At 56.2% G+C, this 13152-nt stretch carries 8 protein-coding genes, 2 pseudogenes and 1 other annotated feature; of the genes and pseudogenes, 7 read left to right on the forward strand and 3 right to left on the reverse strand.

What is annotated here, in order from left to right:
* Positions 1-81 precede the first annotated feature (81 nt).
* The 3 genes and pseudogenes from RAL91_RS22165 to RAL91_RS22175 form a co-directional block, all read right to left on the reverse strand.
* On the reverse strand, positions 82-1452 hold the full coding sequence (locus tag RAL91_RS22165) for an IS1182 family transposase (RefSeq protein ID WP_306258416.1): 1371 nt from the start codon (positions 1450-1452) through the stop codon (positions 82-84).
* A 119-nt stretch (positions 1453-1571) separates the two neighbouring features.
* Positions 1572-3098, reverse strand: a complete 1527-nt coding sequence (gene ltrA / locus RAL91_RS22170; RefSeq protein WP_371932451.1) for a group II intron reverse transcriptase/maturase — start codon at positions 3096-3098, stop codon at positions 1572-1574.
* 607 nt (positions 3099-3705) lie between these two features.
* Positions 3706-4519, reverse strand: a pseudogene (locus RAL91_RS22175) (IS3 family transposase); the annotation flags it as partial.
* Positions 4120-4235 (reverse strand) — a sequence feature (AL1L pseudoknot). It overlaps the preceding pseudogene by 116 nt.
* A gap of 75 nt (positions 4520-4594) precedes the next feature.
* Between RAL91_RS22175 and RAL91_RS22180 the strand changes: the two are divergent.
* The 7 genes and pseudogenes from RAL91_RS22180 to dcm form a co-directional block, all read left to right on the forward strand.
* Positions 4595-5277 (forward strand): annotated as a pseudogene (locus RAL91_RS22180) (transposase); the annotation flags it as partial.
* Between the two features lie 231 nt (positions 5278-5508).
* Positions 5509-7164, forward strand: coding sequence for an ATP-binding protein (locus RAL91_RS22185; protein WP_306258418.1), 1656 nt, complete (start codon positions 5509-5511; stop codon positions 7162-7164).
* Positions 7157-7978, forward strand: coding sequence for an HNH endonuclease (locus tag RAL91_RS22190; protein ID WP_306258419.1), 822 nt, complete (start codon positions 7157-7159; stop codon positions 7976-7978). Before RAL91_RS22185 ends, RAL91_RS22190 begins: the two co-directional genes overlap by 8 nt.
* Positions 7971-9809 carry a DEAD/DEAH box helicase gene (locus tag RAL91_RS22195; RefSeq protein WP_306258420.1) on the forward strand — a complete coding sequence of 613 codons (1839 nt, stop codon included), beginning with the start codon at positions 7971-7973 and terminating at the stop codon, positions 9807-9809. Before RAL91_RS22190 ends, RAL91_RS22195 begins: the two co-directional genes overlap by 8 nt.
* Positions 9806-10228 (forward strand): EcoRII N-terminal effector-binding domain-containing protein, encoded by a 423-nt coding sequence (locus RAL91_RS22200; protein ID WP_306258421.1) that lies wholly within the window; start codon positions 9806-9808, stop codon positions 10226-10228. Before RAL91_RS22195 ends, RAL91_RS22200 begins: the two co-directional genes overlap by 4 nt.
* Before the next feature lie 365 nt (positions 10229-10593).
* Entirely contained in the window at positions 10594-11628 is a 1035-nt protein-coding gene (locus tag RAL91_RS22205; protein ID WP_306258422.1) for an IS481 family transposase, read from the forward strand.
* A gap of 253 nt (positions 11629-11881) precedes the next feature.
* Positions 11882-13141: a DNA (cytosine-5-)-methyltransferase gene (gene dcm, locus RAL91_RS22210; protein WP_306258423.1), complete on the forward strand. Its 1260-nt coding sequence runs from the start codon at positions 11882-11884 to the stop codon at positions 13139-13141.
* Positions 13142-13152 lie beyond the last annotated feature (11 nt).

The raw sequence follows: 13152 nt of genomic DNA on the forward strand, positions 1-13152 counted from the left end.
CAAACCCCGTCATTTTTGGCGGGGTTTTATTTTTTGGTGTGATTATTGTCGGTTCAGTTCTGGCAGGATGAGGCCATTGTCTCATGCGGGCTTTGTTTGTGGTCTTTGTGCCATTGTATTTGCGATTTTTTTGATATTCTGTGCGGTGGCTGCCAGCAGGCATTGACAAGCAACCCTGGTCAAACTTCGGAACCGTGCATAGCGATGGCCGTGGAGTTGTTTGGCATCGGCGAAGGAACGCTCGACGGTCTCTTTCCGTCGCTTGTAGATGGCCTTGCCCCAGGGCTGTAGACGGTGGCTATCGGTACGCTCGCGGCTGTCCGCCCACACATGGCGGGCTATGGTGCGTTGCGCCTTGGTATTTGTGGTGCAGGAAGCCAGTAGTGGACAGGTTTTGCAGATGGCTGGGTCGGATGTGTAATGGCGATAGCCATTGCGGCCGGTGGTGGCATAGCTTAGCATCTGGCCTTGCGGACAACGATAGCCATCGTGCTGCGGCTCATAGATGAACTTGCTCTTGCGCATCATGCCAGGTCTGGGCGGCGTCGGATTGCGGTAGCCCGTCACACCAAGAACATCTCTGTCTTCAAGTCCCTTGGCAATGCCGGTTGTGGCATAACCGGCATCAAGGCCTACGGCTTTTGGGTCAAAGCCAAAGCGGGCTTGCTGCCGGTCGAGGCGCTCCAGATAGACAATGCTGTCATGCACATTGGCCGGCGTCGCATGGGTGTCGGTAATGATGGCAAGTTTCCCGTCTACGGTGCGGTGATCGAGATAAAAGAAACCCTTGGGCTTGCCATCGCGCACCATATAGCCAGCCTCAGGATCGGTGCGCGAGATTTTGGTTTCCTTTTCCACCGGTTTGCGCTCGCGTTTCTTCAACGGCTTTTTGCCGCGGACCACACGGTCTTCATTGATGGCCGTATCCAGATCATCCCAATAATCGGAGCGTGATTTGACAACGACTGCCTTATCGTACCGGTTCTTGTTGGCATTGGCCTTCAGATGCGTACTGTCGGTGTAAAGCACGGTGCCATCGACCAGTCCATGAGCAATGGCCTGTTCAACTATTTGATCGAATATCGCCTGAGCCACCCTCGTGTCGCGATAGCGCCGTCGGCGGTTCTGCGACAATGTCGAAGCATCGAACACCCGATCGGTCAACTTCAGTCCCAAAAACCAGCGATAGGCCACATTAACCTCAATCTCGCGGGCAAGCTGGCGTTCCGAGCGGATGCCGAAAAGATAACCAATGAACAAAGCCTTGAACATCAAAACAGGATCAAGCGCCGGGCGGCCATTGTCCGGACAATACAAATCCGCAACCAGATCGTGGATAAACGAAAAATCAATCACCGCATCAATGCGACGGAGCAAATGATCCATGGGAACAAGCGAATCGAGCGTTACCATCTCGATCGCCGTTTGCTGGGATGGGGGTTTTTTCAACATAACACACTGAATCAAAAACCTCCGGCAAAAGCCAGAGGTTTGTCAGCAGTCTGAGAAGCGCTTTCGCGCTTCTCCTCCCCGAACCGTACGTGCACCTCTCAGCGCATACGGCTCTCCGTTCAAGCTTGGCCCAAGGCCATAGCAACATCACGATAGCGGGAAGTGACGGTGGAGCGGGTTTCCTCACGAAAGATGTAGGGATTGCGCTCCGGGGTCCGCCACTTGAACTGCGCTTTCGGGCTTGTGACCAGTCTGCGCAGTGCTTTGCCGATATGCACCCCACGTTGGTTCGTGTCGAAGACAAGCCAGGTCTTTGCCTTGCCCGCCTCCGGCACCCGGAACCATTTGCGCATCAAGGGTTTGATGCGTGTCCGGTATTTCCGGGCCAACCAGTGCGCCACTTTCCAGAACACGACATGGTCGATGCGCCGGAATGTAGTCGCAGTGAAGTCGGTGAACTTGTAGAATGCCGCCCATCCCGCCAATTGGCGGTTCAGACGGTCGATCATATCGACTTTCCCAACGTCGTGATTGCCGGAAAGGGCCTCGGACAGTTTGCAGACAAACGCCTTGGCCTTTTCCTTGGGTATCGTCGTCACGACGTTCCTACGTCCCCGTGACCCTCGCTTGCGAATGATCCGGTGCCCTAGAAAGACAAAACCGTCATTGACGTGGGTGATATGGGTTTTCTCCATATTCAACGTCAGTTTCAGTCTGCCTTCCAGAAACGACCGGCATTCCTCACGGATGGTTTCGGCATGAGCCTTGTTCCCTTTGACGATGACAACGAAGTCATCGGCGTAGCGGCAGTAGGCGACAGCAGGTTTCCACTGCCGGTTCTCCTTCACCGCTATGGGACGGCCCTTTTGTATGCCGAAGTTCCATGCCCAGCGATCCTTACGGGCTTTCTTGTTCAGGTATTTCGCCTCCAGCCACGCATCAAACTCATGGAGCATGATGTTGGACAGGAGTGGTGAGAGAAACCCACCTTGCGGAACACCCTCGCTTGAAGCCCTGAACAGACCACGATCAATGTGGCCTGCCTTCAGGATGCACCAAAGTAGATCAACGAACCGTGTGTCCCGAACCCGCCGCCGCACACATTTGAGAAGCAGCCGGTGATGCACCGTATCAAAGTAACTCGCCAGATCACCTTCGATGATCCAGCGGCCACGTTGATGGGTGCTATCCTGTAGCTGTATCTTCACGGTGCGCACAGCATGATGCACACTGCGTTCTGGCCGGAAGCCATAGGATAGGCGATGGAAGTTGCTTTCCCAGATAGGCTCCATGGCCATCAGCATTGCGCGTTGGACAATGCGATCCGTCAGGGTTGGGATACCCAACGGGCGAAGCTTGCCATTCGACTTTGGAATGTAGATCCGTTTCACCGGCTGCGGGCGATACCTGCCCGTCAGAAGTTCAACCCGCAATTGATCCAGATGGTTATCCAGAATGCCTTGCAGGCGTTGCTTATCCATCCCGTCAATGCCCGGGGTTCTCGCGCCTGACGACGACAGAACGATCCGGGCGGCCTCAGTAAGCCATTGCCCATTGGCGATGAGCCGTAAAAGCCGATCAAACCGGCGGGTCTGATCACTCTCGGCCCATGTTGCGAGCTTGTGTTGCATTTCGCTGATTATCAAAGGTCTTCACCTCATTTGGTCAGGTAATCCGCACCTCAAGCGGCTTGAACTGTTCCCCTTCGCCAGCCCGCCACTATGGCGAGCAAAGTGACAGGCTTTCCCTGCCGCAGACTACTACGGGAACTCTGCCAGCATGGCGGACATTGGGGTCAACTCCCTTGTCGTATCATCCTACCGGATGGGCATTCCACCATGCCTTCCCTCGTTCATATGCTGGACTTAAATCGTATCGGTGAGGCTGCCGGTCGCAGTCTTTGTCCTTGCTTGCTGCAAGTCGATGCCGATGCGATGGCATGGCTGCATTCGCTCCATCGCTCCCCGCAGGACAGCTACATGTAGCCCTGCGTTCGGACGGTTCCGACATACATGTCCGGAACCATCATCGCCATTGCGCCTGTTAAACCGTGTAGGCGCAGGTGACATTTCAACCCTCAGATGCGGGTGAACCGGTTCGTGTTCCTCAACCTTCCAATACTCAGCCTGGGGGACCATCTCAGCGTAACGGTTTCGCCTCAAGCCCCTTTTCCCAAGGGCTACGTCACCCTGCCAGTCGACAGCAGGTCACCTCCGCTTCGGCTCATGTTCCCTCGCAGCAGGGAACAGGCATTCCATAATCCTCCTTTCTCAAAGCATTCCAGACATACGCCACCCCGGATAGTCCGGGTCGAGGCGCACAATACGTAAAATCAGACACCCAAAGCCTGTTGGGCGCAGGTGCATGGAATTGCCGATTGACGTGATCAAGCGGACATGGTGCAGCCTTGTTGCTGACCGTGGTTCGCACGGGTTTGCCCCGGATAACCCCTTGCAATCCCATGCCTCTCATCAGCCGTACGACCGTACAACGGGCGACATCAAAGCCTTCCTGTTGCATTTGCCGCCAGACTTTCCGTACGCCATAAACACCAAAATTGTCTGCAAACACACGCGCTATCTCCGGCTTCAGCGCCAGATCCCGCTTTGCCCGCAAGGACAATTTGGCTGGATCAACTCGCTTGGCTGCATGGAGATGATAGGTGGAGGGGGCAATCGGCAGAACCCTGCAAATTGGCTCGACCCCGTGGTCCTCCCGGTGATCGTCGATGAACGCGATCATTTCTTGAATGGGCGGTCGAGCTCCGCCTGGCAAAATATGCGGACGCCTTGCGCAATATCTCATTGGCTTGGCGAAGCTCACGGTTCTCCCGTTCCAGGGCCTTCATCTTCTCACTCATCTCGGAGGGAACACCGGCGCGTTGGCCACTGTCCACTTCGACCTTCTTAACCCATTCATTGAGAGTTTGGGGCACACAACCGATCTTGTCCAATATCGACACAATCGCAGCCCAGCGGGAGTTGTGTTCGCCTTCATGCTCCAGAACCATCCGCACCGCACGGGCGCGAACTTCAGCGGAAAACTTGTTCGTTGTTTTGTTTGTCATAGCTCAATCCTCTCAGGAGTTTGAGCCTCCGACAATCCCGGGGCGGTTCAGTTCACAATTGCCTGCAGGGCAATGGATGAGACTTTTTACAAATGGCGCTCCAAATTTGGCGGCATGGAAGTTTCGGATGCCAAAAGGTTGAAGACGCTTGAGGAAGAAAACAGGAAACTGAAGAAGCTTCTGGCAGAGCAGATGTTGGATGTTGCGACATTGAAGGAAATGCTGGGAAAAAACTTCTTAAGTCCAGTTCGTAGAAACGAGGTGTGAGCTGGGTTATAAAGATCAAAAACTACTCCTTACGCAAAGCGTGTGAACTGGTGGGCATTGCTCCTCGGGTCTAATCGCTATCGATTGACGCGTAGTGACGGCAATGAAGTGAGCAAGCGGCTTGTGGAGATGTCTGCGGAGCGGCGACGGTTTGGCTATCGGCGGCTACACATCTTGCTGAAGCGGGAAGGCTGGGAACTGAATTGGAAGAAGCTGTACAGGCTTTACAAGGAAGAACGGCTCACTGTGCGCAAACGTGGTGGCCGAAGCGTGCCTTGGGCACCAGAGCACCCATGACGACCCTGCAGAGCCGCAATCAGCGTTGGAGCTTGGATTTTGTGTCTGACACATTGGTAGATGGACGCAGGTTCCGCATCCTGTGTGTGATTGACAACTTCAGTCGGGCATGTTTGGCAACCATTGTCGACAGCTCTCTGTCAGGAACGCGTGTTGTGCGTGAACTGGACCTCATCGCTGAACGCCGGGGCTATTCGAAATGATACAGACCAAGTTGCCATTCCGCGCAGGTGCGCTTCTGCGTTGGTTAAAAGGGTATAGTTAGAAAAGTGTTGGTAATTGCTCAGGCGATAGCCGGTTCTTTTGCGATGATAATATACTGAATTGGTACAACGGCTTGCATTAGCTGGTTTACACTAGCATAAATTGAATTTAACCGAACTAATAGTGCAAGCCGCGCATGCGGCGAGTTTGCAGGGGATAGCATGACCGAGACCACTAGTTTGCCACTTACAAACCCACCCGACGCTGCACGGCTGATATATGGACTCCGTGATACGGGCTACAGCTTCAATACCGCTGCGGCGGATGTCATTGATAATTCAATCGCGGCGAATGCAGTTGAAGTACACATCAAAATCGCGATGAACGAGGACGGACGCAAGGTTGTCACGATCGGCGACAATGGAGACGGCATGAACGAGAAGAACCTGTTTGGCGCAATGAAATACGGCGCCCAAGCACGGCAGAGCCTCGCTAGCCTCGGGAAGTTCGGGCTCGGTCTGAAAACGGCATCGAGTTCGGTTTGCCTTCGATTTACCGTCATATCGCGAGATGCCGCGGACGGATCGCTAGCGAAACTCACTTGGGACCTCGAGCACGTCCAAAAGGCCGACAAATGGGAGATGTTGCAGACGGAGGTTTCAGCAGATGAATACGACACGTTCGAGGAAATGTGCGGTGAGCGCGGTACTCTGGTCGTATGGGAGAACTGCGACCGGATCCTTTCCAAGGAATATGCTAATCCGGGCGGTGCACACGAGCAGGCCGCGCTCAATAAACTTGAGCATAAGCTGATCGAGCACGCCTCTCTGATCTACTACCGGTTTCTAGACAAAAACGACGGGCGCGAACGCGATGTGACCATCACTGTAAACGGCACGGCGGTCGACGCATGGAACCCGTTCTTCACCGAGAAGTCGGACCAAGTTCTGGAGACGGTGGCCCAGAAGATCGAGATAGTGCGGGAAGACGGCACAGACGGCGAGGCCACGATCAAGGCGTGGATTCTGCCCCCCCGGAGCCTTCTGACGAAAGAGGAAGAGGACCGCGCAAAGATCGCGAACCACCGGCAGGGGTTCTACATCCACCGCGAAGGACGCCTGATCCAGCAGGGCGGCTGGCTTGGTGTCTTCGGAACACTCGAACCTCACATGTCCCTATTGCGGGTAGAGTTCGACTTCAATCACGAGCTAGACGAAGCATTCAAGGTCGATGTGAAAAAGTCCCGAATTCACTTCGATCCCGCACTTGAGGCTCATCTCAAGGAGAGGCTTACGCCTGTCAGGCGCGAGGCGCAGAACCGCTATCGGCGAAAGAACAAAGAAGACACGGCCAACAATGAAATCAATCACTCAGGGTCGAACAACAACATCGCCGGCACTCAATCGACGAAGAAGCCGGGGGTCACATCGGTCGATGTGGATGGCGGTACTGGGATCGTCAGCAATAACCATGGCACCGGCATCACTATCAAATCGCCGGTTCAGAACAACGTCGACCCCAAGAGCATCCATGTTGAGGCGGTTGACGATATAAACTCTGGCGAGCTTTATGAGCCTACCTTGCGCAGCACCGGAAACAGTGGGCACGTTCCCGCCGTGCGGATCAACAAGCACCACGACTTCTACCAAAAGATCTACCAACGAGCGGCTGGCGGAGGGTTCGCGGTGCAGGGCATGGACCTGCTTCTGTGGGCGTTCGCCGTCGCGGAACAGAACAACACGAACGAAGACCTCGACGCCGTGTTTGAGGACCTGCGCGACGAGGTGTCCGGCAATCTGAAGAAGCTCCTGCGAAACGTAGAAATGCCCGAAGCGGACGAGTTGGATAACGGTACGGACAATGAGGACGATGATTGATACCAAGGCAGGGCTGATCGGCCAGACAATCGCGAAACGAACGGGAGCAGATATCGCCATCGATGCAGCGCCGGAGGGATTGCAGAAAGGCCTCAGCATCCGGTTCGCCGACCTGAACAAGAATGGGGGGCCTCTCATCACGCTCAGGCCGAGTGGGCTTCACCGTCATAAGGTATCCTTGGGATTTGGCAGTTACTCGGGCTCGGTTGTTTCGTGCATTGCCCAAGCTAATCCCGAACAGATTACGCTCGCACGTGCCCTTGTGCGCTCGATCGACGTCGCAGCTACCTTGGCGTTCCCCTCATCCATGGACGTCGATAGCTGGGTAATCGACAGCCCGGCATTCTCCATGAGCGCTGAGCGCAAGGTTCGCGGGAACCGCCAGTCGGACGAGCAGATTATCGAGACCTGTGAAATTGTGGTTGTGCCAATCATGGCGGCGCTCGCGGAGCTGATCGGCTACGAGGATAAACAGCCGGCGACCGACGACGAGGTGGACGGTGAGCTGGAAGGCGCAGTGGCGGTTTCAACTGTTCAGCGCCGCGAACGAAACCCCCGCAACCGCCTTCTATGCCTTCTTGTCCATGGATACGCCTGTGCGACCTGCAGAACCGATCCCCGCAAGAAGTACGGTCCGAACGGCGCTGTGCTGGAGATCCACCACCTTCAGCCTCTTTCGCAGATCAAAGCGCCCCGTGCCTACGACCCTCGGACCGACCTCGTTCCCCTTTGCCCCACCTGCCACCGTGTCGTGCATTCCAGAAGACCTGTACCGTGGAGCCCGGCCGAGGTCGGAGAGATGATAAATGAGTGATGATCCGGACGCATTATCTTGGTCTGTGCAGTACCGCGATCTGGCCTCGGTCCCTCCTGAAGGCTATGCCATATCGGAGCGGGTGCTTCCACCGCGCCTCGTAGTCCGCCGGACCAATAACGGGTTCGAGGTCGTTCTCTGTGGCGTCAGAATGATCCGCACGGAAGAGCGTGTGCTGGATGCCTTCAGCACGGCGCACAACTGGGTTCTGGACGGAACCACGATCCGGCCGCTTCCCCGTGATGTCGCCGAAGCCCTTACGACCGCCTTTACCGGCTCGGACCTGAAGCAACCCAGTTTCAGCGAGGTGCTGGCGATCGCGCGACATACTCAGGATGTCGTTCCTGTTTCCGTCGACCCAGACGTTTTTGCCGCAGCCAAGGGTATTGCCACTGGCATGGGCGAAGGGTTCAAGGTCCCGGGCCTGCAGGCGACCCCTTTCCCTTACCAGACAGACGGTATCGCATGGATGCACCGGACACTCGCCGCCACGGGTGGGCTGGTCCTTGCTGATGAAATGGGGCTGGGAAAGACCATCCAGATCATCGCGCTCCTTCTTCTGGAACCACCGGATACCGAAGCCCCTGCCCTCGTCATTTGCCCGACGAGCCTGATCACCAACTGGCAGCGGGAGATCGAGAGGTTTGGACCATCCCTGTCCATCCTTCAGCATCGAGGGGCATACCGGACCGGCATCGTGAGCGGGCTTCGCAAGGCACAGGTGGTCATCGCCACCTACGACACCGTGGTCAATGATATTGCCCTGTTCTCTGGTACGCGTTGGTCGTGGGTGATCGCGGATGAGGCGCAGGCTATCAAAAACCCTAGCGCGAGTAGGCGTCGGGCGCTCGCTTCCATTCCGCGGGACCGAACAATTCCGATGACCGGAACACCAGTCGAGAACAGTCTGATGGACCTGTGGTCCCTTGCCGACTTCGCGATCCCCGGCCTTCTGGGAACGCGAGAAGAGTTCGGACGGCTCTATCCGGATGGCACGGAGGCGGCGCAAGAGATCTCAGACATGACATCTCCAATCGTGTTGCGGAGACGGGTCGCGGACGTGGCCGACGACCTCCCCCAACGCACGGACGTCGATGTGCCTCTTTCACTTGGGGACGACCTCGCGCGGGAATATAAAATGCTTCTGGCCGAAACGCTGGAGGAATACCCTGTAGCGGGTGCCTTGGTGGCGACCGGTCGTCTCCAAATGTTCTGCGCGCACCCAATGTTGAGGTCACGTCAGGGGCACGATGGCGAGGATCCCGATAGTGACGCGATAGCGGACGTGGAGGCCGGGCGGATCATGCCGACGCCGAAGCTGGAGCGCACCGTCGACCTAGTTCATGAAGCCTTCGCGAATGATCGCAGGGTACTTATTTTCTCCACGTTCAACCGAATCGGAGACATTCTGCAGAGTTTGCTTGGCAACACGCCCGGCATGTTTTGGGGAACGATCAACGGGTCGACGCCAGCGGATGAGCGGCAGCCTTTGGTTGACCGTTTCTCAGAGCACGCAGGCCCTGCCTGCATGGTGTTGAATCCGAAAGCCGCAGGTGCCGGCCTCAACATAACGGCCGCAACAGTCGTGATTCACTACACGCAGGTCTGGAACCCGGCTCTGGAGGCTCAGGCGAGCGCAAGAGCGCACCGTCGAGGGCAGAAGCATCCTGTCACGATCTACCGCCTGTTTTACGAAGGGACGGTCGAGGAGGTGATGATCGACCGCTCCGCGTGGAAGCGCAAGCTTGGCAACGAGGCAGTGCCCGTATCGACACGCGACGCAGGTGACCTTTCGAGGGCGCTCTCCATTACGCCCAGAGGGACATCATGACCAGACAGACCTTCAAGAAAACCCTATCGGCGAACGATACTGGTGAGTCCGGGGGGCATCAGGCTGGTATTCTCGTGCCGAAGGGGGATGCAGACTTCCTTTCGTTCCTGCCGGAGTTGGGGAACGCGGAGAAGAACCCGCGCGCATGGATCGAGTGCAAGGACCCGGATGGTCGGACGTGGGACTTCTGCTTCATCTACTACAACAACAAGCACCATGATCCTGGTGGTACCCGCGACGAATACCGCATCACGCATATGACAAAGTTCCTCAAGTCTTTCGGAGCAACCAAGCGCGATGAGTTTGTGATAACCGGTGAACCGGGAAGCAGTAGCTACTTAATCGCCGTCGAGAAATCGCCCGTCACCGAGAACAAGGTTGCCCGCATCGTTCTGAAGGGTTGGCGCAGAGTTCACTGATCCGTCTGCTGGAATGGATTGACCGGCGACCAGTTCGCTACTCGCCGTATTGTTGCGAAACGCTCGGCCGAATTGGCCCTTGCTATCAATCGTCCGTCAAACGGGCTTGGTCAAAGCATCAGCGCACTGCCTTCGCATACCATGGCAGCATGCGCCCATGCCCGGCATTCTCTATGAGAATGCATTCAATGAGGATCTCTTTCAAGAGGTTGAGTGAGAGACTGATTATTTGAATTAGTCTCGATGTGATCTGACACCGCCCCCTTCCCAGCAAGCTGGAATGGGGACGGCACATCTCTTGAAGGAGATGATGGTTATCCGTTTTGATGGTGGTGCAAACCCAACCACAAAACGAGGAAACCACGATGTTGAATACTACCGACAAGATCATCAAACACAAAACCGGATTGCTGAACCTGGCCGAGGAACTGGGCAACGTGTCGAAAGCTTGTCAAGTGATGGGCATGTCGCGCGACACGTTCTACCGCTACAAATCGGCGGTCGAGGACGGCGGCGTTGAGGCCCTGTTCGAACGGACCCGGCGCAAGCCCAATCTGGCGAACCGGGTCGATCAGGCGACCGAGGACGCGGTGATCAAATCCGCCACGGACTTCCCGGCCTACGGCCAGGCACGCACATCGAACGAGCTGCGCAAGCTGGGGGTCTTTGTCTCGCCCTCGGGCGTGCGGTCGATCTGGCTGCGGCACGACTTGGCAAACTTCAAAAACCGGCTCAAGGCGCTGGAAGCCAAGGTTGCCGAAGGCGGTGGCATTCTGACTGAAGCGCAGGTGCAGGCGCTTGAAAAGAAGAAACACGATGACGAGGCTTGTGGTGAGATCGAGACGGCCCACCCGGGCTATCTGGGCTCACAGGACACGTTCTACGTCGGCACCCTCAAGGGCGTCGGACGCGTCTATCAGCAGACCTATGTCGACACCTACAGCAAGGTGGCCCATGCCAAGCTTTACACCACCAAGACGCCTATCACGGCGGCTGATTTGCTCAACGACAGGGTGCTGCCGTTCCATGAGGAAAACGATCTACCGGTGCTGCGAATTCTGACGGATCGCGGCACGGAATATTGTGGCCGCGTCGACAAGCACGACTTCCAGCTCTTCTTGGCAATCAACGATATCGATCACACAAAAACCAAGGTGAAATCACCGCAGACAAATGGCATTTGCGAGCGGTTCCACAAAACGATCCTGCAGGAGTTTTACCAGATCACGTTCCGCAAAAAGGTCTACCAATCCATCGAGGAATTGCAGGCCGATCTGGATGAATGGCTGGATCACTACAACCACGAACGCACGCATCAGGGCAAAATGTGTTGCGGCAGAACGCCCATCGAAACTATGATCGAGGGCAAAGAAATCTGGAAGGATAAGTTCGTGAACTGAACTTCGCCTGACAGACGCCGCCCGAAAAACGGCCAACTGTCAGATCACATCTGAACCACTACAGATTATTGGATTATGTCGTTCGCAACTTCGACTATTACGACAGAGTCCTTTCACGCTGGCGGACCCGACGGGCGCAATTGCCGTGAATCTAGAACAAAACATGCACAAATGCGACAAGCAGGGTTCCCAAACGTGCTGGGACAGATTATGACATGTTGTCAATAACTGACACAGAAACAGGGGCAGTCACATGAACGCACATCCACCGACAGAATTTTCGGAATTGTTGGAGCGTGCAGGCCTCAGTATAGAGACTGCGGCAGAGCTGCTGGACGTAAGCGAGCGCACAATTCGCCGCAACATCAACGGTGAAGGCAAGCGGATCGACCAGCTCAGGCTGGCCAAGCTGCGCGAAGCCGCAGACTCCCGCTGCACCGGAGAGCGGCCTGAAGGTTTCCGGTTTATCGATCTGTTCGCCGGGATCGGGGGGCTGCGCCGTCCCTTCGAGACTATTGGCGGGCGATGCGTGTTTACTGCCGAGTGGGATCGCTTTAGCCGCGAGACCTATAACGCAAACTTTCCCGAACCTGCCTACAGCGATCATGTCTTCGCGGAGGATGTGCGACCATTTGCCGACGCACCGGACCAGATTCCGGCGCATGATGTCCTTCTGGCCGGTTTTCCATGCCAGCCGTTCTCTATTGCGGGTGTCAGCAAGAAGAACGCACTGGGCCGACCTCACGGCTTTCTGTGCGATACGCAGGGAACACTGTTCTACGATCTGGCGAAAATCATTGCCCACCATCGCCCGCCTGCCTTCCTGCTGGAAAACGTGAAGAACCTGCAACGCCATGACGGCGGCAAGACCTTTGCAACGATTATGCACGTCCTTCAGAAGGAGCTGGGATACAACGTCAGTCACCAAGTGGTCAGTTCGACGCCTTGGGTTCCGCAGAAGCGCGAACGGATTTTTATTGTCGGTTTCCGCGACGATGCCAGCTTTGACTTTGATGATCTGGCAGTCCCTGAAGGCGATGGCCCGAAACTTGGCCGCATACTCGACAAAGATGTAGACCCGAAATACACCCTGACAGAGCATATGTGGAAATACCTTCAGGGCTATAAGGAGAAGCACCGCAAAGCAGGGAATGGTTTTGGGTTCTCCCTGTTCGGTCCCAATGACGTCGCCCGTACCCTGTCAGCCCGTTACTACAAGGACGGCTCCGAAATCCTGATCGAGCAGAAGGGCAACCGGCCCCGCCGTCTGACCCCGCGTGAGTGCGCGAGGCTTATGGGGTTCGAAAAACCCGGAGAGACCAAATTTCGTATCCCCGTATCCGACACACAGGCATACCGGCAGTTCGGCAACGCGGTTGTCGTGCCTGCGGTGCAGGCTGTGGCCAATCTGATGGAGCCGCACATAGCAGAGGCGCTTGAGCGTGATGGACGCGCCGTGCCCTCTCTGCAACAGCGCAAGCTACTTTTGCCTGAGCAGGGCGTTGCGGCCTGAACCATGTGTGC

The organism is Pararhizobium sp. IMCC21322 (assembly GCF_030758295.1).
Taxonomy (GTDB): domain Bacteria; phylum Pseudomonadota; class Alphaproteobacteria; order Rhizobiales.